At 54.4% G+C, this 23,634-nt stretch carries 20 protein-coding genes and 1 tRNA gene; 1 reads left to right on the top strand and 20 read right to left on the bottom strand.

From position 1 onward, the window contains the following. Positions 1 to 157 precede the first annotated feature (157 nt). From AACX78_RS17280 to AACX78_RS17235, 10 genes are all read right to left on the bottom strand, one after another. Positions 158 to 3,961 (bottom strand): hypothetical protein, encoded by a 3,804-nt coding sequence (locus AACX78_RS17280; RefSeq protein WP_159166931.1) that lies wholly within the window; start codon positions 3,959 to 3,961, stop codon positions 158 to 160. Positions 3,962 to 4,575: 614 nt separating this feature from the next. Then, entirely contained in the window at positions 4,576 to 6,465 is a 1,890-nt protein-coding gene (locus AACX78_RS17275; RefSeq protein WP_159166930.1) for a UvrD-helicase domain-containing protein, read from the bottom strand. Further along, positions 6,462 to 8,798 (bottom strand): ATP-dependent nuclease, encoded by a 2,337-nt coding sequence (locus tag AACX78_RS17270; RefSeq protein ID WP_159166929.1) that lies wholly within the window; start codon positions 8,796 to 8,798, stop codon positions 6,462 to 6,464. The genes AACX78_RS17275 and AACX78_RS17270 overlap by 4 nt, the downstream gene beginning before the upstream one ends. Positions 8,799 to 9,024: 226 nt before the next feature. Beyond that, the gene (locus AACX78_RS17265; RefSeq protein WP_236556353.1) at positions 9,025 to 9,525 is read right to left on the bottom strand and encodes a JAB domain-containing protein; all 501 of its coding nucleotides are present in this window, start codon (positions 9,523 to 9,525) and stop codon (positions 9,025 to 9,027) included. Between the two features lie 168 nt (positions 9,526 to 9,693). Continuing rightward, complete coding sequence (locus AACX78_RS17260; protein ID WP_236556352.1) at positions 9,694 to 9,867, bottom strand: hypothetical protein; 174 nt, start codon at positions 9,865 to 9,867, stop codon at positions 9,694 to 9,696. Between the two features lie 4 nt (positions 9,868 to 9,871). Then, positions 9,872 to 10,282, bottom strand: coding sequence for a hypothetical protein (locus AACX78_RS17255; protein WP_159166928.1), 411 nt, complete (start codon positions 10,280 to 10,282; stop codon positions 9,872 to 9,874). A 9-nt stretch (positions 10,283 to 10,291) separates the two neighbouring features. Next, a complete protein-coding gene (locus tag AACX78_RS17250) occupies positions 10,292 to 10,717 on the bottom strand; it encodes a DUF2787 domain-containing protein (protein WP_159166927.1) in 426 nt (141 codons plus the stop codon). A gap of 61 nt (positions 10,718 to 10,778) precedes the next feature. Next, on the bottom strand, positions 10,779 to 11,357 hold the full coding sequence (locus AACX78_RS17245) for a hypothetical protein (RefSeq protein ID WP_159166926.1): 579 nt from the start codon (positions 11,355 to 11,357) through the stop codon (positions 10,779 to 10,781). 88 nt (positions 11,358 to 11,445) lie between these two features. Next, complete coding sequence (locus AACX78_RS17240; RefSeq protein WP_159166925.1) at positions 11,446 to 11,901, bottom strand: IrmA family protein; 456 nt, start codon at positions 11,899 to 11,901, stop codon at positions 11,446 to 11,448. Between the two features lie 3 nt (positions 11,902 to 11,904). Continuing rightward, a complete protein-coding gene (locus tag AACX78_RS17235; protein ID WP_159166924.1) occupies positions 11,905 to 12,738 on the bottom strand; it encodes a hypothetical protein in 834 nt (277 codons plus the stop codon). Positions 12,739 to 12,899: 161 nt separating this feature from the next. Here AACX78_RS17235 and AACX78_RS17230 point away from each other — a divergent pair, with 161 nt between their 5' ends. Next, positions 12,900 to 13,250 carry a helix-turn-helix domain-containing protein gene (locus tag AACX78_RS17230; RefSeq protein WP_042080705.1) on the top strand — a complete coding sequence of 117 codons (351 nt, stop codon included), beginning with the start codon at positions 12,900 to 12,902 and terminating at the stop codon, positions 13,248 to 13,250. An 11-nt stretch (positions 13,251 to 13,261) separates the two neighbouring features. Here AACX78_RS17230 and AACX78_RS17225 read toward each other — a convergent pair whose 3' ends face one another. From AACX78_RS17225 to lolB, 10 genes are all read right to left on the bottom strand, one after another. After that, complete coding sequence (locus AACX78_RS17225) at positions 13,262 to 14,242, bottom strand: recombination directionality factor (RefSeq protein WP_159166923.1); 981 nt, start codon at positions 14,240 to 14,242, stop codon at positions 13,262 to 13,264. Continuing rightward, the gene (locus tag AACX78_RS17220; protein WP_159166922.1) at positions 14,239 to 15,228 is read right to left on the bottom strand and encodes a YqaJ viral recombinase family nuclease; all 990 of its coding nucleotides are present in this window, start codon (positions 15,226 to 15,228) and stop codon (positions 14,239 to 14,241) included. The genes AACX78_RS17225 and AACX78_RS17220 overlap by 4 nt, the downstream gene beginning before the upstream one ends. A gap of 94 nt (positions 15,229 to 15,322) precedes the next feature. Continuing rightward, positions 15,323 to 16,273 carry a DUF932 domain-containing protein gene (locus tag AACX78_RS17215; protein WP_159166921.1) on the bottom strand — a complete coding sequence of 317 codons (951 nt, stop codon included), beginning with the start codon at positions 16,271 to 16,273 and terminating at the stop codon, positions 15,323 to 15,325. A gap of 342 nt (positions 16,274 to 16,615) precedes the next feature. Beyond that, positions 16,616 to 17,707, bottom strand: a complete 1,092-nt coding sequence (gene ychF, locus AACX78_RS17210) for a redox-regulated ATPase YchF (protein WP_017412588.1) — start codon at positions 17,705 to 17,707, stop codon at positions 16,616 to 16,618. A 171-nt stretch (positions 17,708 to 17,878) separates the two neighbouring features. Then, entirely contained in the window at positions 17,879 to 18,475 is a 597-nt protein-coding gene (gene pth / locus AACX78_RS17205; RefSeq protein ID WP_021140052.1) for an aminoacyl-tRNA hydrolase, read from the bottom strand. 195 nt (positions 18,476 to 18,670) lie between these two features. Further along, the gene (locus AACX78_RS17200) at positions 18,671 to 20,659 is read right to left on the bottom strand and encodes a bifunctional metallophosphatase/5'-nucleotidase (protein WP_159166920.1); all 1,989 of its coding nucleotides are present in this window, start codon (positions 20,657 to 20,659) and stop codon (positions 18,671 to 18,673) included. 101 nt (positions 20,660 to 20,760) lie between these two features. Then, a complete protein-coding gene (locus AACX78_RS17195) occupies positions 20,761 to 21,708 on the bottom strand; it encodes a ribose-phosphate pyrophosphokinase (RefSeq protein ID WP_005317019.1) in 948 nt (315 codons plus the stop codon). A gap of 310 nt (positions 21,709 to 22,018) precedes the next feature. Next, a tRNA-Gln gene (locus tag AACX78_RS17190) sits at positions 22,019 to 22,093 on the bottom strand. Beyond that, positions 22,073 to 22,942, bottom strand: coding sequence for a 4-(cytidine 5'-diphospho)-2-C-methyl-D-erythritol kinase (ispE, locus tag AACX78_RS17185; protein WP_159166919.1), 870 nt, complete (start codon positions 22,940 to 22,942; stop codon positions 22,073 to 22,075). Before ispE ends, AACX78_RS17190 begins: the two co-directional genes overlap by 21 nt. A 26-nt stretch (positions 22,943 to 22,968) precedes the next feature. Then, a complete protein-coding gene (gene lolB, locus AACX78_RS17180; RefSeq protein WP_159166918.1) occupies positions 22,969 to 23,553 on the bottom strand; it encodes a lipoprotein insertase outer membrane protein LolB in 585 nt (194 codons plus the stop codon). Positions 23,554 to 23,634: the final 81 nt, after the last annotated feature.

Genomic DNA, 23,634 nt, shown 5'->3' with positions numbered 1-23,634 from the left:
TCTCGTTAAATTGATCATTTATCGAAGAGATTGGAATAGTTACAAGTAAGAAAAAGTTTGTAACTGATGATAAATTGTTTTATGTCGGTTGTGATATTTTAATATTGTCATGGTTAATTTAGAGTTGTTAGTAATTGCAATGCTGAGATGAAAAATATTATTTAATACTCATATTTAGTAGTAGATGATAGAAAATTACTTCCTGATGATTACGGTAACGACGTTCCATACCCAGCCATAGGAGATCTGTGTTACGCTGGACTTCAACGTTATGACAAATTTCCAAGTCAATACTGAAGCCTTTGTAATCTTGATTGGTAATAAAATCACTATATCCGCCAATCAGTCCAGCAAAATTACTGACGTCACAATATGCTACTATAAAAATAGGACTGAGTGATTCGTTATCATATCCAGAAATTTTGTTAAGATGGTCGGCAATAACTGTTTTATCTATGGAAAAAAGCCTAAACGCTTCAAAGATTGCAATTCGCTTGTTTTTTGCATCGGTGATGTAACCATCAATTTCACCAGGGGTTTTACCGGATGCTGATTGACCTCCGCGTTTTTGATCCCTAAATCCAATACGAGCCTCGGCCATTCGTTTATCAAACAGCGACGTGAACCAGTCGTTGATTAAGTCCTCTTGGGTGACCCTGGCGTTTACCTTTCCGAGTGGAGTCACTGAATGCTGTTGTAGATTTTTCTTACGCAGTAATAATTCATTAGTTATTTCTAACACTATATTCTTTAAGTATTCATGCGTCGATTTACCATGACTTACGATGGCTACATAGTCTTCAAATTCTTTGGATACGATCTGACTATAATGTTTCGTAAGTTGAGCTGTGCTACGTTGTGACTCCTCGAACATTATCTGGATATACTGAGTTAGAGACTGTTCATGTGGTCTAATTTTGGCAAGTTCATTAATAAGCTCGTTGAGTCCTAGTTCCTCGAGTCCTAGTTCCTCGGATGCCTGCTGATTCAGTTCGAGATAACGATCAACTATTTGCTGTGCGATTAACGATTTTCCTTCCGCAATAAGTATCTTGCAGTATGGATGCAGAACTTCGACCCTGTCCTGCTGATCAGTGTTTAACTGCATCCAAAAGATGCCGGCTTTTGGAGCATCATGAAGCTGCTGATAAATATCTAAAATAGTCGCAATCCAAGGGGATGGCATATGCTCAGGTTCAATGCCGCCGAGGTTGCTCAGGAACTGTGATAAAGACTGCCGCAGTCCCAATTTATCTTTGTTTATTGCATAAAGACTCAAGCATCCTTTGAGCAACATAAAATTGTGGTGGTTGTTTTTAGTTTCTGGATACAGACCTTTCATGATACGTACACATTTTTCTGGATCTTTTTGGCAGTAAGCTGCAGCGATAATATACCGTCTAAAATACTCACATTCTTGCCAGTGAGCTTGATCATTTTCTTGGTAAGGCTGATTGCTGTGGTCGTGTGGTATTGGGAGTCTCCGAGCTTCTTCTGCAAATTTATCAGGAGGGAGCTGGGTCGCGAGAAGGTCCATTAATTGCCATTTGTACTCATAACTCGACCAGACTTTGCGGGCTCTAACAATGTGAGGGTTACTGGTTTTGGCAAAGCGTTCTTGGGCTAAAAAACCCTTTGCGGTAGTTATCAGCTTAGCTGCTAGGTCTTTATGGCCGGTATCACAGGCCGAGACGAAAGCCTTCTCAAGCTCAGAGAGTCCCAGGTCTTCCGTTTCAGGGTTTTGCCGAGTTGCAATAATGTTCTGTAATCGCTGAGCTCGCGCAATAACAGAGCAGCGTTCAAGCAGGACAAATAACTGATCCAAGGGGATAAGTGGTGTGACGCGCTCGACGAGATCGTCATACAGACTGTTCTGGAGCAAGTTGGTGTATGAACAAAATTGCGTCCACAGATCGTATTCCCTAGCATAAAATGTTTCGTTGAACAAATAAGTAGCTTGCTCGCGCGGACCGAAACCCAGAGTACGGACGATTTCAGCCACCCGGTTTGCAATGCGATCCCAATTATTGGAAGTTCTTTGCGGTCGCCCCACACACATCAATATCTGTAGATAGTGTCGAATGGTCGAGGCACACACGAAGTTGTTTTCGCTCGAGTAATTCAGTCTCCTCAGCCAGTCATTACAATTGTTCGATAGTGCGAGAAGTGGGGTCACATCCTCTTGCTCAATGAGCTTGTGCCAAGGAAGAGCCGAAAAAAATGCACTTGGTTCTAGACTACGTCGGTGCCCCTCCAAATTTTCCTCAAATTCTATTTTGTAGTATTTGAGAAGTCCTGTTCTCAACAAGCTGTTTAACGTACCTGTTGGATTGATACCGGTATCCTCAAGATGTTCCATTAACCAGAAACCCAGAAGATATCTATGGTGCTGCTGAGACTGGTTGATTTTAGTTGTTTCGCTTGTTGCCGAGAATTGAGCAAATGCTTGGCCGAGTTGAATGACATGCTGATGGTTTAAACTACCTAACAGGCAGAGTAGAAACTGATACTCAAAATTTTTAGAGAAATCCTTGGTATTCAAGTTGTTACATCTGTCGCCCAATAGGTCTACTACATTGAATAGGCGTTGGCCACTGTCGGACTCTTTCTCGATCGTGCGAAGGTATTCGTGGCAAACTAAATATTGATAGCCTTTGTCAAAGTCCTGAATAAATGGATTATTCTCTCGGCGTGAGTTGGCGGGTGAACGTTGTGAGAGATAAAATAAGGCAATGTCACAGGTAGCAATATTTGATAACAAAAAAATCTTGTAGGTGTTGTTTTCGTATTTTGGTAGTACATTTAACAGTAGATGTTTCAGTATCGGTCGGGAGGCAGCTAGGTCTAGCAGAGCGTCAGTGAAACCCGACGACTGGAGTGTAATTCCCTCTAGATAGATGCTATTTTCAATTGTATTGGATACTAATGCACTGTAGAACTCTACGGGTTCCCGCCAATGCCTAAAATGCTTTCCTTGACGGACAAATTGCAAATTATTTGTGTCATCTTTACAAGGTGATGAACCGTAGGCCGCACTTAGGGTATCCAATGTGGGTTTCTCGAGCTCAATTATGTCTTCATCCCTTGAATGTGTACTCTCATCAGCACCAATTGTGATACCAACATGAACTCTGGTGGGGGTGAGGATACTTGAGAAGTCGTGCTCATTGATGCATTGCTTCCACAAGGTATCTATGGAGAGACTGAGTGCGGCATCTTTATTTAAATAGGATATTAGTTGGTCGTGAAATATATTTTTATCTGAACTGTTAAGATAATCAAATAGCACGGGCATAGCCCAGCTACAATTAACGCGCAGACACAGGATCCATTGCTCGAATGCCTGTTCTGGCTCTAGTAACTCACATAGTTTTAGCCACAAATAGGTACTTACTAGTGAGCTGAAGTTTTGATTACCAGGCAGCAGTTTGAAGTTGCCATTTTCAAGGAGTAGTGCTGGAAGAAGCTCCACTCTAGGTATGTTACCAAAATGTGTCACCAGCAGCCTATCCAGCTCATTTTCGGGCATTGTATAATGTGGTTGGATATAGCCATTCTGGCCATAGCTGATGTCCTTTAGATGCTCAATGGTTTGGATCAATGGGATCAGACTTGGATCAACGTTGTGCACGTTTCCCATTCTCAGGCAGTGTATGGAGCACCAGTTTGTATAAAAAGCTACCAAGCCGTTTTCTTCAAGAAACGAAAGAGGTATATTCCCTCCCACAAATGGAGGCGCTGCACTAGTACATGGCCAAGTTGTCCGCCCAGTGAGAATAGCTTCTACTGTTGGTCTGTCCAACTTGGGAGTTGCTAGGGTGGCGTGGGCTAAAAAAATTGATAGTGCCTTCGCTTGGGTATGATCCGTATATGAATAAAGTCTAGAGCTTCGATTTGTCGTTGCATATCCAGTCAAGATAGATTTGAGGTGCTGCCAGTTTTCCGAATAGTTGCTGTTCATTCTACGTGTGGATTCCATTGCCATTAAATTGGTCTACTATACTGAGCCGTAGGGATTATGGTGTTCCTAAGTCGTCTGAACAAGACCCATATTGTAACGGAAGTGAACTTATTCATAACTTTAAGTGCAACATCTGCTAAAAATCTGGCTGCTTCCCTTGAGTAGTTCAAACACATTTACAATATGGATACGATATAAATAATATTGAGTATCCTGCGGTTGTAAAAAATAGTGAATCCTAATAGTCCGACAGAGGGCTGGTATCATGCCAGTTCTCTGTACTTTGATGCCCCCTGCCTTCGCTGGATTATCTTTACTAATCAGACTTATCTTTCTGATGGATATCCAAGTAGAGATAACCATGAACTGGTGCACAACCTTCTTCTCTATCGGCGAAGAGGCGGTACTATGGCCCTGCATCAAGTAGACGTATTATCCCATTCCTGTGGAATTGATGTCGTCAATCCTGTCTCGGTGAATAGAGATGACGGAACGCTCGGTCTTCGCTGCGGCCATCTCCCTCACGTCATTTTGAATATGAGAAACGCAGGGGTTCACTCGATGTCCTCCTTGAATATCCGCGGCCCTACCATCTTACCAGCGTGCAATCAGGCTCAATCGGTTGCCAGATTATGGACGTCTTCGGCCGGGAACAGCCCAAGGCCTGAGATAGCGGCATGCGCCGCCGCTGGATCATCTGCGAAGAAAATCACAGCCAGATCTTTTCCGGCACGCGAGCAGCAGACGTACAACAGACGTCGTGTGCGTTCGAAAGTTGTCTCTTTGCCCTCAAGACGGTTGGTTTCGTCCCTCTCGGACGGCGGTGTAAGACCGAAAAGTTTCCCGTATGAGAACTGGTTGTGGCGACCTTCCTCGTCATCGATAACTGCCAGGACGCGACTGAACTCGGCCCCTTTGACCCCCTGATGTGTCTCGAAAGGCGACAGATCCTCAATATAGGTCCGGTAGCCCCAGAGTTCCTTAATAGGAGTGTGAAGCAGCTTCTGCAAAGCTGCCACGTCACCTGAGTCCGCAGGGGGAACGGATGCGTTATATTCGGCCATCGCAGTCAGTAGGCGATCATCCAGTCTGAACATCATGCCATCCCGAAGATGCTTCAGTGCCTCGAATACAGCGATAGTTGAGGTCGCTCCGCATGCCTCGGTGAGGGACTTCACCCTTACGCCAAGATCCTTGAGGATCGTCGGCAGGGCATTCTTGCGCACGTGCTCACGCTGAAGAGACGGAGCGAAGCGGCGCAACAGATTCATTACCTCAAACTGATCGTCAGCTCTGCTGGCCATGATCAGCGGTATCAGACACTTCAGAAAGGGCTGTACTGACCAATGCGAGCCATCGTCGAACCCATCCTTGATCCCTGCAGTCGTCTCGTCATGGAACGCCTCGTAGAGACCACCAAAACCGAGACGACTGGCGGCCATGCGGTGCACGATCACTAATACCTTCACATCGGCCTCTCGTTCATCACTAAGCCAGAGGGGATCGGCATGTTGATTGGCTAGCCATTGGCGAGCGGCGGCCAACCGCCTACTCCGATCATCCTTGGGAACGACCAGAAGTTTTGCTGTACCTTGGACGGACTTTCGCTTTTCTCCAACAAGTTCAGTCTTGCCGCCCGTCTGGGTCAAACCGTCGCCGCCAGCCCTGATGTTATTGATGACGTTCAGAACTGCCACAGGACACCGGAAGTTCTCCGGCTTTTCGATGGTTTTCCATCCTGGGAGAGGCTCTATCGCGCCCGCGCCCATGGTGTAAATCTTCTGCATTGGGTCACCGATGAAGCCGAGGCAGAACTTCGAGCCCAGTGTCGCTGATACTGCCTTAAGCGCCTCGACAACATCCGGAGCCGTATCCTGGCTCTCATCTACGAAAACGAACGGGAACTTCTGACCGACGACCCTAGCGATGAGCGTTTGAGATCGGATGAGTTCAGTGGACAGTTTAATCACATCATCGTGCCCCAAAATCCCTTTAGGGTAATCACTGCCGACACCATATGTGTAACGGTCAACAGAGACGATTTTCAGCTTCTGCTCACGGTAACGTTCGATGTTGGCTACAGCCTGGGCCCGAGTGCTCTCCCGCGTCCGGTTCGTGAACGCTGCGATCCTCTCTTCAGTCTCTGCAATTTTCTGATCGAGCCGGCGATCCACCCAGTTCGCGATGTCTGCCTGAAAAGGCTTAAGGGCAGTCCAGAGAAAGCTGTGAATGGTCGAAACATGGAAAAGCAGATCGTTCCCGACATCTCCCCATATCTCGCCGACGGCGACCTCGGTGTAGGTGATACATGCAATCTTCTTTGCCCGTTGGTGAAGGTAGGGCCCGCGTGTTTTTCGTAGATGATCGAGTGCTTTGACGATCGAAGTGGTTTTCCCCGAGCCCGCGCCCGAGACCATGACGAAACCTGTCGAAGCATCATCATCAAGGAGAGCCCGAAGCTCGATATCAGCCGGGGTATCCGGCTTGCCAGCGCGGCTCGTCATTTCGCAGCCCCAGCAGTATTGAGTGCTAAGTCGAGAGCAGGTTCCAGCTTCGTGGCGGCGCTCTTGATCGTGTCGTCGCTGATCGCGACATGAGGGGTGAGCCAATCGAGGCCTTTTTGGATGTAGGCAGGGACAACCCAGCTAGCATCGTTGCTAGCAAGGAGTCCTAGCGCGAAGTTCGTCTTTTTGAAGCTTTCTCCCTTCACCCGTTTATGGATCTTTGCGGCAAGCTCTTCAAGCGACATCGTGGACGATTTGGCCCAGCGGAGTCCGACCTCGTGATGCTCCTTTTTTTGGCACCAGACGAGATTTTCATAGGCGAACGCCTCCTCAAGCGTACGACTCTTGAGCACAAGTGTATCCTTGCCCCATGTCGTATCCACGGGGCACTGATAGGTGACCATCACATGCGCGCCGCCATCCACTGTGGGAGCCTGAAGTCTGTCGTCGGCCGGCGCAGCCAGGAGCTCATTGATCAACGACTTTCCCGGAAGCCACTGGCGCAGGGTCTGGTTCGCCGTGATTGCACCGGGTGTGTCTGCGGGACATTTCGACCTTGGCTTGGGCTTTTTCTTACCTTCTGCATCTTGGCCCTCATCATCGTCATCATACTCTTCTTCCGCGTCTTCCTCCGTTTGCGCCGTTTCAGCGGCAGCGCCGTATCCTGCTGCCGCTTTTTCTTCCCTCTTCGTCGATCCTGGATGCACGCTGTCGAGGTCGGTTATGATCAGTGTTGGCAGACCGAGGAACTCGATCAACTTGCGGAATCGGTAGGCAAAAGCGCCACCCACTTCAAGAATACTCAGATAGGCCGCGCTGAGCTTCTTGGCGCCGTGCGCAATCATCAGTGGCAGGACGAGACGCTCAACATTTCCTTCAACCAGAATGGCCGCATCCGCAAAGAAGAGGTCGCAATGCGTCAGCTTCATGTAGCGCTGAAGGAAATCCCGGTCGGGCTCGTTCTGATCGTAAAAAACCGACAGGTTGAAAACGGCTGAGCTCTGCTTTGCACCGGTCTCCGATGAGCGTCTGAAGTAACGGAGCGGCTGGAAGCCGCGCTCATAGAGAATGTGCGGCGAATGTGTGGTGATCACAAATTGCGTCGCATAGCCGTCACCACCCGAGGGTGGAATCAGGTCGGTTAGTTTGCGTACGAATGCCTGCTGGAGCTGGGCATGCATGTGCGCCTCTGGTTCCTCGATGAAAATGAGGTGGATAGGCTGTCGCTTGTCTTCTTCGCCTTCCTCGGTGGTGGACCAAGCCGCATGGAGGTCTAGGAGTTCAACGCCCATATAGATGAGGTTTTTGAACCCAAGCCCGTTATAGCTGTCTGGGAGCGCGAGAGCTTCCATTTCGGCAGTCGCCTCTTCGAGGAGGTAGTGAACTTTCGCCTGTTGGTCGCCCATGAGGCGCTCTAGATTTAGTGCCGATCGGATCTCTAGTGTGGGGTTTGCCAGACCTGGGTAGCCGAGCTTGCGGAGCGATTTGAATGTGTCGCTGAATACGTCGGCAAAGTGCTTGGTGAGCTGATCCTCGGAGAGCGCGAGAGCTCTCAGCGCGTTGTGATCGTCATCCCGTTGTTTTTGATTGCGGGTGTAGAATCGGCTCAGGCGTTTCGAGAGGTCTTCGGTTCTTGTCTGAGCGTTCCCGTCGCTCAGGTGGCGTTGCGCGCTAAGGAGGTCGACTTTGATCAGCGAGTTGATGACGGTGTGTCCGGATCGCTCGGCACCACCGATTATCTCTTTGGGCTGATAAGCCACGTCGGCAGTTTCCGCCTTGAGCTGCGCCTCATCCAGAATGAAGTAGCGCAGAGCATATTCATTCTTCAGCTCCCGGGAGAGATAGTCGCGCATGTTGCGCGGCCATGGCTTGTAGTCCTGTCCGTCTTTTTCTTTGGTTTGCGCAAACTTGGCTGCATCAGACGCCTTCGTCCTGAAGTTTGCGAGTGTCTGTGCGGAATCCTTAGCGGAGAACTCGATCCGAAGGCCGACTAGCGATCCTTCCCAAGCGGCACGCGGGAGCAGTTCGACCACTCGATAGAGATTGTCTGCGTCTACGCTGATCCAGACATCAAGGGATATGGTCGGAAATTCGACCTTCGCGTCGGTTGTACCTTCAACTGGAAAGTTTTCGAAATCGGCCCAACAGCTCGCGCAAAAGTCGTGAACTGTAAACTTGTCCTTACCGCCCGAAAGGAAAAGCTCAATCGCATGAGTGGCAGAAGTCTTACCACTGTTATTGGCGCCGACGAAGATCGTCAGGTCATTGGCAAAATCAATACGTGCGTCCTTCAATCTCCGAAAATTTTTGAAGACGAGAGAATGTAGATGCATCTTGTTCGTTGCCTCCCAGCAGCGTGATTAAGCTTCGAGTGAACTATCGCATAAGCACCTTCAGCTTTTCCTAGCTCACGGTCATGATCTTGTCTCCACCTGAGACATGATTTCTACCTTGTCCTAGCTGACTGAGCTGATATATGAGTGTTCAGCCCAACTTAGACTGTCACTACACAGATACAAAGTGGGCTCGCACGAGAATGTGATGTGAACCTAAGGATATTTATTGGAAGAGCGACCAAGGGGGGCAATTGGATTCTTTTTTTGAAAAGATAGACTGGGATAATCCGGTCTGGCTAAAAATCATGGAAGCGATCTTCTTTCCGCAAACGAGGACAACTCCTGAAGCTCTCACCACGATATGATCCAGCAGGTGCTCGTCTACCAACTTCAAGGCCTCCTGGAGCAGTCTGGTAAGCTCGATATTGGCCTGACTGGTCTTGGCAAGACCGTATGGATGGGTGCCGAGGAACAGTCCCTCGTAGGCTAAGCTCCGGTGTTGGTTATCGAGGAACAGAGCTGCAAAAGCTTCGCGATCCCGTGTTTGCAGCAGTCCTTGCAGGGCCAAGTCTTTATCGGTGATGGCAATGCCCTTGGCGAGTTTCTGGCGTGCAACAGCTTGGGCGATGGTAAGCAGTTCGTCGTCGGTGACAAGATCAATCACCCGGTAGGTGCCGGGATCTCCCCGGCGATCAGTTTGTGATGCAACATGATTGTGCTCCATACGCCATCGCCCCACCGCGTCGGATGCGGCAGGGTTGGCGAGGTGTTTGGTTAATGGGTTGGTAAATGTGGTGGTTGCAGGATTGGCTGGCGGTGCTCAGGCCACAAGGGTGTGAGTGGTGTAGTCGTGCAGCGGAATGTAGTAACTGGTGGTTAGCAGGGTGCCGAACTATGTTAGCCAGCGGTGATCCGGGGGGTCGCACAGCCATTGCACCAGTGCGTCAGCCCGTTCGTTTTCATAGCGCAGATAGAGGGCATAACCATCCACCGGCTGGCCTTGGTCATGCACTGCTTCAATCTGGCCATTACGTTCAAGGTAAGCCTCCAGCTCGATGGCTAGCACAGCATTAATTATCTTCAGTCTCCTTGTCGGGGATGGGGTCGCTCTCCACTGCATAGCCGCGATGGATGCAGATGCGCTGCAAGTCGGTAAGAAAGCTTGCCAGCACGCGGGGTTGCTCGATGAGTGGCACGGGCCCTGCTTGGCAATGCCAAAAACAGCGGCGCTTGGGGTCGATACAGATTTCATCTCTCGGCTGGCTCATGGTGTGCCAGTCCTCGGCATTGCTGAGGGAGAGCAGTTGCCACTGCGCCCCAGACCAACGGACTTGCAGGGTGACGGCGCGAGCTTGTGGGCTATCCGGTGTCAGGTGCAGCAGCCAGCGCTGACCACTGCAGGTGGGGGTTAGCTTGGCGCTTGTGGCGACTCGTCCCAGCCACTGACGTGAGTAGTGGGAGAGCGCTAATTCTTGGCTCATAGTGTCCTCCTAATCTCCTGCAACCGTGACGCTGAAGCATTCCAACCGGCAGTAGGCAATGAAGTTGCTTTGCCAGATATCGAACAACTCCCGCACTTCGGCCAGTCGCAACGGTCCCCAGCCCAACATGGTGTGTTCCCCATCGAGGAAGTTGAAATCGAGCTCCTTGCAGAGCTCAGCATCCTGGCCAAGCCCCTGGTAGCTGAAGTCGGTGACGTAATCGAACAGCCAGCCATCGAGCCCACGGATCAGGCGGATCTCGACTGGGTGTACGCCGCCTTGCTCGGCGCTGTAGCCGGGATTGCGAAAGTTGAAGGTCAGTTGGGTTAAGCGCTCAAGATTGAGCTCGGTTTTAGCGACTTCTAGGTTAAGCTGAACCAGCAACGCGTGGGCAACGGGCAGGGCAAAGCCGTCCCGAAAAAAGGGAATGGTCATGGTGTTTCCTCATTGAGTTCAAGCAGGAGGGCCCTCCTGCTTTTTGCTTTGAAGTGCTGGGTCAGTCGTTTAACCAATCCCACAGTTTGCTGACGCCATAGGCAGCAACGGCGCCTACTGCAAGAGGAGCTAACAGTGGGGCTGAAGCAATGCCGGTGATCGACACTACCGTCGCAGCGGCACCACTACCGCCAGCAGTCGTGGCCAGAGTACTGGCAGCAAGCCCTGCGGTTGCACTGGTGGCCGCCTTGCCCAGTGTATGGCGAGCCACTTCGGCTGCCACCACCGTTGCTACAGCGGTCTGCAGCAGCTTGGGGGGATGCTGAACCCCTTCAATGCACCAGGTAACAAATTGCTCGCTAGTGGCAAATGGCTGGCCTTGTTCACCTTCGCTGAGTCGTGCGTAGGCCCGTGTCAGGCTCTCCTCTCGACAGAACAGGCGCATGGCATGGGGCCTGACCTCGATGGCGTTGTGCTGGCTGAATTCAGCCAGGGAGGTCAGCGCCAATTGCCCTGAGTGATCACCGGCAGGAGTTGGTAGACAGTGAATGACCTGGTCATGGCCAACAAAGATCCCGTGATGGTGGCCTTCAAACTGCGGTGTTACCAAGTGATCGCCGATAATGAAATGTCGTGTCATGGGGTGATGAACCTCATCAAGGGTTGGAAATGAAAAAGGGCGTCACCATCACGGTGACGCCCTTTGGCTTTATTTTTTTCTGAGCGGGCTACTTGCCGCCCACGGTGATCTTCAGTGGTTGATGAAACTCAGGGGTAAAGGTTGATATTGGTAGCCGGGTGACCTGGTTGTGAGCGAGCACCTCTGATGCCTGAATAATGGCGATGGACTTGGCCTGCTCTACCTGTCCGCAATCCACTTCAGTAAAGCCACCGCCATAGCGTGTGGCTGAGCTCCCGCCGAAAGGTTCCACTTCTAGTGTTGATTCGGCCAGCGATTTGCCCTTCTTATCATTGAATTGCAGCGTGATGTACAGCCTGCCAAACTCATCGGCCCCACCGCTATCGAGGGAGAAGTGGTACGCGCAGACGCCTTGGTTGGCGTAGACGGTGTCAGTGTGCTGGATAGCGAGGTAGCGCTGATCTTCTGCATGGCTGGCGTTTGCCCAGAGTAGTCCACAAGCCATCAGGGCAGCTATCGAGCATTTGGTTGAAGCGATGTTCATGATTCACCCGTTGTAATAGTCGCAAGTGGAGGTCAACTTTGTGGGCTTGACGGTCCATGTGGCTTTTTGATCCTGCCCACTGTAGATGCTCAGGGTTGAGGCGGAGAGGATAGCGTTGACGAGCTGAGTCCACTCAGCTTGGCTTTTGGCTTTACCGGACAGGCGCTGACCATCGACCTCGATCTCCTCGACGGTGCTTGAGGCATCGTAGGCTCTGGTGTATCTGAGCTCAGAGTGCAGTGGCCAGGTTGCCCCCGGCATCTGGTAGGCGCATTTGATTTCCAGTACGTACCGGGAGTAACCCTGGCCCTGTGTCAGGGCATAGCGAGGGCCATAACGCCCCTCTTCGGCCACCCACTGTGCAGGGGGGCCTTTTGGTGCATCCAGCATCTGAGGCTTCTTGGCATTCTCTTCTGCCTTGCTCCAGGACGCTCCTTTACCCGCTTTGCGTACTTCTCCCCACATCCAGGCATCTAGCGGATAACGCTTGATAAGCCGGTCACTGACCATGACATCGACATTGTTCAGCCGATTGTAGGTATTGACCTCGATACTGGCTGAGGCGCTGCAGGTGCCGGTATCCAGTTTCTTAAAGCTGCGACTGGCGTGTTCGGCAACCAGCAGATCGCCAGTGGCACAGCCCGTTTGGGAGCTGTTGTTGACGAGGGCAAGGTAGTGGCTGTTTTTGTAGATCAGATCACAGGTACGTTTGTTATTACACGCTTGAGCCAAGGTGGTGCCATCACTGTCTTGATAGGACCAGATGTCATGGGTGTTGCTGGCCATGATACTCGGTGCAGTGACTGCCAGGGTGAGCAATGGAACGAGTTGTTTCATGAGAACTCCTATTGGTAGTAAGTCGTAGAGAAGGGGATAACCCTAGTCCGGTGAGATAGGCAGAAAATGCCCAATAGCAACCTTTTGGGTTGATCCTCGCCTTTTGTGGTTCTTCATGTCAACGAGTCCACCCCCAACCATAGGGGTTGGTTGGAGGACTTATGACAGATATCAACTTTGAGCAGTTAGCCAAGAACGTGGGCAAGGCTATTGGGCGTCAGCGTAACCAGGCCGGGTTTACCCAGGAGCAGGTGGCTGAACACCTCAATATCGGGATGGAGGCCGTCTCCCGGATGGAGCGGGGGATTGTGGTGCCGACCGTGGTGCGGCTGGCAGAGCTTGCTCAGCTGTTTGGTTGTGAGCTGGCGGACTTCCTGCGAGAGACCAGTAACCGGCCCACCGAACAGGGGATTGTGCTGAGCCAGCAACTGGCCCGGCTCGATGATGCCGACCGAACCCTGTTGCTGGAAACAGTAGAACGGTTGGTGGAGCGGTTGGCGCGTCCAAGCTGATCATCCGCCATTCACTGGGGAGGGGATGTGTTCCCTTTCCCCAATTTATTGGTGAGCGGACTCCTTCTTGGTTGCGGCCTCTGCGGCGTTCTGGTTGCTTGGCTTTGCGGTGCGTTATGCGAGGCAGTTGACTCCACACTAGCGTTACCCTTCGTCGTTTCTTCGGTGTTGGCTTCGGGATAGAACTCCTCCAGCAGCATCGGCACCTCTTCATCGATATCCTCAAACTGGCCGTTACGCTGCAACTCGCGAGCAGCCTGCTCCATCTGCTCGATGGCCAAGCCTGCTTCTTGGTCACGCTGGGCTGCCTCCTGTGCCAGCCTGACTGCCTCAGTCAGGTTGGTTTCTTCCCGCAAGGTCAAATCCACGTAGTAGACCGGTGTGCGGTAGGACTGTGTAGTGCTCTTGGCTCGTAGCCGCAGGGTGAGCGGCAGATAGCGGGTATGGCCACCGCTCACTGCCTCCAGGTACCTGAGCCGGGCCGCCAGGGTGCGTACCGAGTTGTAGCCGGTGGTGCGGAAGATAAAGCTGCCCAGCTCATCCCCTTGCCCTTCCACAAACAGGTTCAGTCGCCCGTACAACTTACAGCCCTGTTGTCCAGCAAAGGTACAGCGCTCTGGTCCCGAGCAGCTGACCTCCTCCATGCCTTGCGCCCCCACGCGTCTTGCCACCTCCCCATTCCCGACACAGAGCGGCCTGCCGGTTTGCCGGTCAAATGCGCTGTATTCCGCCCGTAGATTCAAGTCGCTATCGTTGAACAGCACCCGCACCGGAATGGCGCGGATCTTGGTCTGCTCCTGTCCTTGGTTATTCTTTTGCGATGAGTAGTGTTGATGCAGGGGATGGAGCAACCATCCCCCCTCTTGCTGTATCTGGGTGGTGAGGGTGAAGCTGTCGTCCTTCTCCGGTACCCACTTATCCTGTTTTTGCACCAGCTTGCCGATGCAGATCCGCCCGATCACGGGCGGGGTTATCGCCAGTCCTTTGATCATGGTGTTTGCCTCAAGGGTTGAATGGTGAAACGGCGCACGCCGGGCACCGGTTTGACGTAACGGGTGAGCAGGTCGGGATGATCCTGACCGAGCTTATCCAGATCCGGTGCAAGCCTGTCTTTGCTGCGCTTCCAGGTGATCTTGCCATTGGCAAACAACCCGGCTGTCGCTTCACCCAAAGTGGCTTGCAGCCGTTGTTTGAGCTGCGACTCCTGCAGCTCGACGTCTTCCTTTTGCTGACGCAATCGCAGCAGCTCGCCAAACAGCTGGTTGAACTCGGGAGAATCGGAGAGATCCACCGTCTGACCATCATCGCGGGGGAAGAGCCAGCTCAGGGCATTGGCAGCATCACTGGAGCCGTCAGGCTCGGGCTGCTGGTCTTGTTGCACCATCTGCCAGAACTGCGCTTCCCGATCGGTGAGATCCTGGATCTTCTCTTCGTCACGCTCGATGCGGTAAATCCGAAAATCCTGGCCGCCGATCAGCACTGCCACCTCAGCCCAGGCATGGCCGGTGACAGCCAGCTGATGCAGCACCTGACACTGGTACGCCACCGGCACCCCTTCCTCCCACTGGGGGGCGCTGTGATAGCTGGCGGTCTTGATCTCCAGAATGCCCGGTCCATCGGAATGGCCGACCACCTCCCGATCGAGGTTGGCGAGCATGAAGGGTTGCTCGGGGTGTTGCAGCACCGCATTGACCCGGCGCACACGAAAGCCGGTGCGTTTGGCATAGACCTGCGCCAACACCGGCTCCAGCTCAATGCCCCACAGCACCGCTTCCTTGTGGGAGATATCCTCCGGCTCCTTGCGGCCGGTCTTCTCCAACCACAGGCTGAGCGGACATTTGTAGGGGGAGAGCCCCACTGCTACGGCGGCATCGGAGGAGCCAATGCCGAGTTTGCGGATAGCGAGCCACTGCTCACGGGTTAACTGGGTAGTGGAGGCCAGCCGCAGGGCTTGGCCGTATTTGGTTTTTGCTTTCATGACGACTCCTTGTTAACGGCATAAACACCAACGCCCGGATTGGCTTGCGCCAGTCCGGGTGAGGTCGTTATGCGGTCTAAATGGGAAAGAGGAATTACTGCAGCAGAGTGAGTGCCTGATTCAGCGCTTGGGATTTGAGTTGGGCGCCTTGACCAAACCAGGCGGAATCGAGCCGGTGGTCCTGACTACGAGCGCGGCGGTGGTGATCAACGTATTCGGTAACCGCATTGACCAGCCCCCAGGCGGTATTGCGGGAGCTGGCAAGCTCTGAGCCCATACCCGCGCCCTGATAGAGCTCATGCAGCCGTTGTACCGGCTTGGTGAGGATGATGTTCTCCTCATCCAGCGGTTGCGCCAACAGGTCGCTGAAAAAGCGCAGCGCCTCTTCGGGGGCGACTGGCCGCTGTGCCAGCGCCTTGGTCTGTGCCTTGAACTCATCCCAATGAGACAGCCCTAGCCCGAGCGACTCTTTGACGGTCGCCGCATCGAACTGAGTGGAGTGGGGCACCTTGATGGCACCGGTAGCGCCGCGCAGTGCCATCTGCAGGGTGTTGTTGCAGACCACTCGCAGCGAGGTGAACTGCGCCGTGGTGCAGAGCGTGCCGTCGCAGCTGGTTGCCAGCAGCAGATAGGACTTTACCAAGTCATTGCCTTTGAGTTTTAGATCCTGGCCGGTCTTAGCCAGTGCCCACAGCTTGCGGCCACCTTTGAGCGAACCTGCTGTTTCCAGCTCAAAGCCACCGGCTTGTACCAGGTCTTGATAGAAGTGCAGCACCTCGTGAGGCTGTACCACGTTGTAGCGGCTTGAGACCACCGACAGGGGGGCGAGGGTATCGGAGCGATAAAGCACCTTGCTGTCGCTGTAGGGGCGGATATGCAGTGCATCGGAGGCGACGTTAAACATCACGTCGCTCTGCTCGATGGTCCAATCCATCCCGGCTGCCTGTAGCCAGATATCGAGAGATTGTTGCGGGGGCAAGACATTGCCAAGGCCATGCCAAGGGGTTTGGCCAGTGTAGGCCATGGTGTCGATCAGGTGAGCCATGAGAAATCTCCAATGAAAAAGGGACTGCACAGAGCAGTCCCTTGGGTAGGTTCATGGAGATAATATATATCTGAAAATAATTGAAATGAGACTTACTTATCTGGTTTCTAGTTATGGAATGCGTGCTGTGGCTGCACTGTGGTGTACAAATTGAAAGGTGGGACTCAAAAGGAAGTAAGGTGGGATCAGGGAAAGAGAAGGGCCTATCAGATTTTAGATAGGCCCTTTTGATAACAATTATGCATGCCTAGCGTTGCCTAGTGTGTGCGCAAAAGTGTACTCAAACTAATAATGGCAGTGCATTGTGATTGCATGTCACTGAAAGTAATCTATAATTTTATTTTAGACGTTGAACAGGAAGTTCAGTACGTCGCCATCTTTGACGATGTAGTCTTTCCCTTCGGCGCGCATCTTGCCCGCTTCCTTGGCGCCTTGCTCACCCTTGTAGGTGATAAAGTCTTCGAAGGCGATGGTTTGAGCGCGAATAAAGCCTTTTTCAAAGTCGGTGTGGATCTTGCCAGCGGCTTGCGGTGCAGTGGCGCCAACCGGTATGGTCCAGGCACGCACCTCTTTTACCCCGGCGGTGAAGTAGGTCTGCAGCTTGAGCAGCTCGTAACCGGAGCGGATCACCCGGTTCAGGCCCGGCTCTTCGATGCCAAGATCTGCCATGAATTCGGCGCGGTCTTCGTCATCGAGCTCGGCGATGTCCGATTCGATGGCGCAGCAGACCACTACGACAACCGCGTTCTCGGCGGCGGCGATTTCACGCACCTTGTCGAGGTAGGGGTTGTTGTCAAAACCGTCTTCTGCCACGTTGGCGATGTACATGGTGGGCTTGAGGGTCAGGAAATTGAGGTGGCTCACGGCCTCCAGCTCATCCTTGTCCAGCTTCATGCCACGGATCATCTGACCGTTTTCCAGTGCGACCCGGATCTTCTCCAGGGTTTCCACTTCCAGCTTGGCATCCTTGTCACCGCCCTTGGCGCGCTTGGACTGGCGATGAATGGCACGCTCGCAGGCGTCCAGATCCGACAGGGCCAACTCTGTGTTGATCACTTCGATATCGTCGGCCGGGGAAACCTTGCCGGCAACGTGAACTATGTTGTCGTCATCGAAGCAGCGTACCACGTGGCCGATGGCTTCGGTTTCACGGATATTGGCCAGGAACTGGTTACCCAGACCTTCGCCCTTGGAGGCACCGGCAACCAGACCTGCGATGTCCACGAATTCCATGGTGGTCGGCACGACGCGCTGGGGATTGATGATGGCCGCCAGCTGGTCGAGACGGGGATCCGGCATGGGAACCACACCCGTGTTCGGCTCAATGGTGCAGAACGGGAAGTTGGCGGCTTCGATGCCGGCCTTGGTCAGCGCATTGAACAGGGTGGATTTACCTACATTGGGCAGGCCCACGATACCGCATTTAAAACCCATGGATTGTTACCTTACTTGATAGATGCTGTGAGGGACGCAGGCGCATCCAGTTATATACTTGCCGGCCTTGACGCTGTGCAAGCGGTTCATGGCCTTGGTCATAGCGTGTTTGAACAGTCTGTCGGTGGCGCTGGTGGACATTCACCCCTGACGTCACCCATCAAACCCTGTTCAGACTTTCTCGGCCTTGAAGCTGTGCAAGCGGTTCATGGCCTTGGTCATGTCTTGTTTGAACAGTATGTCGGTGGCGCGCAAGGACTCATCCAGTGCGGCGTCGATCAGGTTCTGTTCGCTGCTCGGGGCCTTGGTCAGCACGAACCCGGCCACCAGCTCCTTGGCGCCAGGGTGGCCAATCCCGAGACGCAGCCGGAAGAAATTATTGTTATTGCCCATCCTGGCAATGATGTCTTTCAGACCGTTGTGACCGCCGTGGCCGCCGCCCTGCTTGAACTTGGCGATGCCGGGGGGCAGGTCCAGTTCATCGTGGGCCACCAGCATGGCTTCCGGCTCTATCTGGTAGAAACGGGCCAGTGCGGCCACTGCCTTGCCGGAGAGATTCATGTAGGTGTTCGGGATGAGCAGACGCACATCCTGCCCTTCCACCTGAATGCGAGCCGTGTGGCCGAAGAACTTGGGTTCTTCGCGCAGGCTGACATTGTGCCAGCGAGCCAGTTGCTCCACATACCAGGCGCCCGCGTTGTGGCGGGTCTTGGCGTATTCAGGGCCGGGATTGCCCAGACCCACGATCAGTTTGATTTGGTTTGTCACGCTTGATGTCTTCACTCGCTACTTGCAATGGGCAGACCGCCCAAGGCAATGGGACGCGATATTCTAGCCGCCGACTGGCGATCACTCAACCAAAGCTCGGCAACCGTGAGGGAATAACCCTGGTTCGGGTCGCGAATGGCCGCCAAACGGGCCTCTTCTCGAGGCCCGTTCTGGTCAGTCTTACCCGGGGGAGCCTTATTCGGCCCGCAGTAGCGTGACGGTCGGTTCACTCAGTGCCGTCAGAGTCGGCCGCTGCTCTCGCACGTATTGCACGAAGGAAGCCGCATCCGTACCGCAATTGACGGCCCTGGCCTGGCAATCGAGCGTTTGACCACGGGCATAACGGGCGTTCAACTGATTGCCGCTTTGCTCCACTTTCTCGACGGGGAAACCGGTCAGCTTGCCATCCACCCAGGCGAGATCCAGTCGCTCGGCCTGCAGGGACTGGGCGCGAGCCAGCGCCTGCCAGCCGTCGTTGCCGTTGGCGCTGTAGGCGTTCATCACCACTTGATAGCGCTGGTTGTCGGCCAAGTCCTGCCACTGCCCTTCGGTCGTCTGCCATTGCAGCTGGGTCAGGTCGCCACGCTTGCCCGGCACGGTTTCGGTGAAGGTGTAGCGAAGATGGCCGCCGTAGGGGAACTTGCCGGCATGGGCGCTGGCAGGCAGGGTGGCCGTGATGGTCTCGGTCAGCAGGGCGCGCACGTCCGCGCCGCTCAGGGTCAACACGGATAACTGGTTTTTGAATGGCAGCAGGGTGAGCGCCGCATCCCCTTCGCGCAGTTCTCCTGCGGGAAGATCGGCGCGCACGCCGCCCACTGCCAGCAACGCAAAGTGAACCGGGCCACCGGTCAGGGCCTGCACCGCCTGGGTGTTGGCCCAGTAGTATTGGCCTTCGGCCACCAGGGGGGCGACGTCTGAGCCGTGGCTGTCGCTGCCATTGTCACCGGGGCGGCGGGCATTTTGCAGCGGTGCCGGCACAGTGGCGATAACGGGGCCAAAGGCCTGCTCCAGTGCCGGCTTGTAGTGACTGTCGATGATGCCGCGCAGGCGCGGGTCTTCATCCACCGTCACCAGGTTGGGTTGGGCATCGACAAACTTGCTTGCCTGTTTGCCACTCGCCTTGTCCAGCGCCTGCCGGCGGGCAGGGTCGGCGAAGAAGTTGCGGCTGGCCAGCAGCTTGTTTTGACCCTTGCAACTAATGACCCGACCCTGGCCGTCGAAGCTGACCCGTGCCAGGCCGATGGCCTGGGCGTAGGAGCCAGCCTGCACCACGCAGGTCAGGCCAACGCCGTCCGGATTGGTCACCAGCTGGGCGTATTCGCCGGTCTTGCCCCAACCTATGTTGGTAAAATCGCCGAGCAGGCTGTGGGAGTGGCCGCCGACGATGGCATCGATGCCATTCACTCTGGACGCCAGCGCCAGATCCCGCTCATTGCCGATGTGGGTCAGGGCGATGACGTGATGGATACCCTTCTTGCGCAGCATGTCCACTGTGCTCTGGGCCGATTCAACCTCCTTGCCAAAACGCAGTTTGCCGACGTTGGGGGAGATATTGGCCATGTCCTCCAGCACCAGTCCCATCACGGCCACCAGTTGCTTGCCCTGGGGCAGCTTGTTGAGATCGGTAACCGGACTCTTCTGGTTGCCATCGAAGGCATAGACCACGAACGGCTTGAGGTTGGTCGCGTGGCGCAGCGCCGGATCGTCACGGGTGTCCAGGTTGGCGGCCAGCAGAGGGAAGTTGACCCCCTCGATGAAGCGGGCCAGCTTCTGGTTGTCGAGATCGAACTCGTGGTTGCCCAGCGCCATGGCATCGAGACCGAACTGGCTCAGCAGCTCGGCGTTGGCCATCCCCTCGTTGAGTTTGAAGTAGCCGCTGCCCTGCCAGGCATCGCCGCCGTGCAGCAGCAACAGTGGCTGATTCTTGGCGAGCGCCTCGGCCTGATAGGATTTCACCATGGTGAGCAGGCGCGGATAGCCGCCGAAGCGGGTGTAGAGGGTGTCGGTTTCCCCCTGCTTGCCAAAGATGGGGCCCTTCAGCTCGGCGTTGACCGGGTCAAACTGGGAGTGAGTGTCGTTCATGTGCGCCAGAGTCAGTGCGAAGGGCTGGTTTTCTTTGGCGGGCTGACAGGCGAACAGGAAGCTGCAGCAGGCAAGGAGCAGCAGCGGGCGCAAGCGATTCATGGATCAATCCTTAACCTGCGGTGGGGCAGGGCAATACCGGGTGTGACAGGGCTAGAAAGACAAAAACCGCCAGCTGGCGGTTTTTGTCACAACAGTGTCTATCAATGCTCAAACATGGCAGAGATGGACTCTTCGTTGCTGATACGACGAATGGCTTCGGCCAGCACGGTTGACAGAGTCAGCTGCTTGACCTTGTCCACCGCCTTCATCTCGGCTGTGAGCGGGATGGAGTCGGTGATGATCAGCTCGTCGATCACTGAGTTCTTGATGTTTTCAACGGCAGAACCGGAGAAGACAGGGTGAGTGGCGTAGGCGAATACACGCTTGGCACCGCGCTCTTTCAGGGCTTCTGCGGCTTTGCACAGAGTGCCGCCGGTGTCGATCATGTCATCGACGATAATGCAGTCGCGGCCGGCGACGTCACCGATCAGGTGCATGACTTGGGAGACGTTCGGGCGGGGACGACGCTTGTCGATGATGGCGATGTCGGTATCGTCCAGCAGCTTGGCGATGGCACGAGCGCGCACCACACCACCGATGTCCGGCGATACGACGACAGGGGATTCGAGGTTTTTGGACTTCATGTCTTCCAGCAGCACAGGGCTGCCGAACACGTTGTCGACCGGGACGTCGAAGAAGCCCTGGATCTGCTCGGCATGCAGGTCAACGGTCAGCACACGGTCCACACCCACGCTGGAGAGGAAGTCGGCGACAACCTTGGCGGTGATGGGAACACGGGCGGAGCGGACGCGGCGGTCCTGACGGGCATAACCAAAGTAGGGGATAACGGCAGTGATACGGCCAGCTGAAGCACGACGCAGAGCATCCACCATGACGATCAATTCCATCAAATTGTCGTTGGTCGGGGCACAGGTGGATTGAATGATGAAGATATCGCCACCACGTACATTCTCATTGATCTGTACGCTGATCTCGCCGTCGCTAAAGCGACCTACGGCAGCATTGCCGAGTTTGATAAACAGGCGATCTGCGATCTTCTGGGCTAGTTCCGGCGTTGCGTTACCAGCAAACAGCTTCATGTCAGGCACGGTTTGAAACCTCGGGGTTGCATCCAGTATGTGGGGAGTCTGATTCAGACCCGTATCGTTTTGGGGCAAACGATTTATCAAGTTGACGGGTCAGGCCACTATAGGCCGCTTTCAGGCTAGGTGCATATCGTTACATGTTTCAAATCGGATGGCTGTCGCGTTTGGACAGCCCGTCATCAACGAGGCCGATGACCTCTTCGCGATTAACCCGGGGCACCCTGTTGGCGGCAGATCAGCTTGACGAGATTGCGCTCTTTCAAGTTTCGCTGCGGCCAGTCAATCAATGCACCCGTATCAATCACCAAGAGAATGGCTGGGGTACTAGGATTCGAACCTAGGAATGGCGAGATCAAAACCCGCTGCCTTACCGCTTGGCGATACCCCAATCACTGATTTGTTGCAATGTCACGAATAGTGGTGATATGTTCTCGCCCTTGGCGACAAACCCATCCCATCTTTCCGGCACCTTTGCCAACACTTCCCGAGCAGCCTTTTCGTCTTCAAATTGAGCAAAGACGCAGGCTCCTGTGCCCGTCATTCTTGACGGCGCGTATTCTAGCAACCAGCCGAGCGCATTGGCAACCTCGGGGTGGCGCTTTTTCACCAGCAATTCGCAATCGTTTTTCCACTCCCCCTCCAGCAAGTTGTGAAATGCCATTTTCGGGGTCGCTCTGGGCAGGTCCGGATCCTGGAACACGGCGGCCGTTGCCACGTGGCAATCGGGCTTGAGCACCAGATACCAGGCGCTTGGCAATTCGACCGGTTGCAGTCGCTCGCCCACCCCTTCTGCAAAGGCGGCACGTCCGCGCACAAACACCGGCACATCGGCCCCCAGCTGAACGCCAAGTTCCGCCAGTTCATCTTCGCCCAAGCCTGCCTGCCAGAGGTGATTGAGCGCCACGAGCGTGGTGGCTGCATCCGAGGATCCACCGCCGATACCACCGCCCATGGGCAGCAGCTTCTCCAGCCGGATATGGGCCCCCTGTGGACTCGGCAGCCTGGCCTGCAGCAGGCGGGCGGCGCGGATGATGAGGTTCTGCTCATCGGGCACGCCGGGAATGGCCGGGCTCAAGGTGAGCTGGTCCGTGTCCGGCAGCGGCTCGAATTCGAGCCAGTCGCCGTGGTCCAGAAAGATGAATAGGGTCTGCAGCTCGTGATAGCCGTCCGGACGACGGCCATTGACATGCAGGAAGAGGTTGAGTTTGGCCGGTGCCGGCCAGCGAATGGCTGTCATTCTTGGCTCCTTGTCAGTCGCAGTCATCAGCGTGCAAGCGTCCATTGGTTGATCTGCAACTTGAGGCGACTGCCCTGGCCCGTCATGGTCAGCAGGTGGGGCAGGCGATAGCCGTCCTGATCCCGATAGTCGCCATAGACAATCCGCCACTGGCCGTCACGCACACTGGCCAGGCTGCTGTCGGAATTGAGCTCGAATTCAGCCTTGCCCGGCAGTCCCTTGATCCACTCCGGCAGCCCCTGCACCGGAATGTTCCAGCCAGTGAGCTGATAGATGAGCGCCTCGGCATCCTGGCTTTGGTGCGGGTTGCCCTCGTTGTCGATCAGGGTGATCTCGCCCTTGCTGCGGGAGAGCTCCAGAATGTGGGTACCGATCAGGCTGGTTAGGTTGAGGCGATAGTCGTCGCCATTTTGCTGCCAGTTGACCCGGGCGCTGCCCTTCTGCTGGGCTGTGATGATGGCCATCTTGCCAGACAGCTGCCAGTGGCTGAGCTGCTCGAGACGAGTCCGCTCTTTCTGCCAGTTGACCTGATCCCGCTGGGGCTGGATGGTGGTACAGCCGGCCAGCAACAGCAGGCAGCCAAAGGTGAAAATACGCAAGAACAAGGTCATGCTCCAGATGAGGGGATTTGCCACAGTATACGGGGCGGCCGTATTGCTTTTAAAGACTTACCCTTTCTCGTACAATTGGCA

The organism is Aeromonas sp. 9A, from assembly GCF_963900955.1.
In the GTDB taxonomy this organism is placed as follows: domain Bacteria; phylum Pseudomonadota; class Gammaproteobacteria; order Enterobacterales; family Aeromonadaceae; genus Aeromonas; species Aeromonas salmonicida.
This window is presented reverse-complemented; position numbering and strand designations above follow the sequence as displayed.

Bases quoted from the DNA above. Each gene is read 5' to 3' on its own strand.
- AACX78_RS17280 (WP_159166931.1), bottom strand. From the start codon at position 3,961: ATGAACAGCAACTATTCGGAAAACTGGCAGCACCTCAAATCTATCTTG.
- AACX78_RS17275 (WP_159166930.1), bottom strand. From the start codon at position 6,465: ATGACGAGCCGCGCTGGCAAGCCGGATACCCCGGCTGATATCGAGCTT.
- AACX78_RS17270 (WP_159166929.1), bottom strand. From the start codon at position 8,798: ATGCATCTACATTCTCTCGTCTTCAAAAATTTTCGGAGATTGAAGGAC.
- AACX78_RS17265 (WP_236556353.1), bottom strand. From the start codon at position 9,525: ATGGAGCACAATCATGTTGCATCACAAACTGATCGCCGGGGAGATCCC.
- AACX78_RS17255 (WP_159166928.1), bottom strand. From the start codon at position 10,282: ATGAGCCAAGAATTAGCGCTCTCCCACTACTCACGTCAGTGGCTGGGA.
- AACX78_RS17250 (WP_159166927.1), bottom strand. From the start codon at position 10,717: ATGACCATTCCCTTTTTTCGGGACGGCTTTGCCCTGCCCGTTGCCCAC.
- AACX78_RS17245 (WP_159166926.1), bottom strand. From the start codon at position 11,357: ATGACACGACATTTCATTATCGGCGATCACTTGGTAACACCGCAGTTT.
- AACX78_RS17240 (WP_159166925.1), bottom strand. From the start codon at position 11,901: ATGAACATCGCTTCAACCAAATGCTCGATAGCTGCCCTGATGGCTTGT.
- AACX78_RS17235 (WP_159166924.1), bottom strand. From the start codon at position 12,738: ATGAAACAACTCGTTCCATTGCTCACCCTGGCAGTCACTGCACCGAGT.
- AACX78_RS17230 (WP_042080705.1), top strand. From the start codon at position 12,900: ATGACAGATATCAACTTTGAGCAGTTAGCCAAGAACGTGGGCAAGGCT.
- AACX78_RS17225 (WP_159166923.1), bottom strand. From the start codon at position 14,242: ATGATCAAAGGACTGGCGATAACCCCGCCCGTGATCGGGCGGATCTGC.
- AACX78_RS17220 (WP_159166922.1), bottom strand. From the start codon at position 15,228: ATGAAAGCAAAAACCAAATACGGCCAAGCCCTGCGGCTGGCCTCCACT.
- AACX78_RS17215 (WP_159166921.1), bottom strand. From the start codon at position 16,273: ATGGCTCACCTGATCGACACCATGGCCTACACTGGCCAAACCCCTTGG.
- ychF (WP_017412588.1), bottom strand. From the start codon at position 17,707: ATGGGTTTTAAATGCGGTATCGTGGGCCTGCCCAATGTAGGTAAATCC.
- AACX78_RS17200 (WP_159166920.1), bottom strand. From the start codon at position 20,659: ATGAATCGCTTGCGCCCGCTGCTGCTCCTTGCCTGCTGCAGCTTCCTG.
- ispE (WP_159166919.1), bottom strand. From the start codon at position 22,942: ATGACAGCCATTCGCTGGCCGGCACCGGCCAAACTCAACCTCTTCCTG.
- lolB (WP_159166918.1), bottom strand. From the start codon at position 23,553: ATGACCTTGTTCTTGCGTATTTTCACCTTTGGCTGCCTGCTGTTGCTG.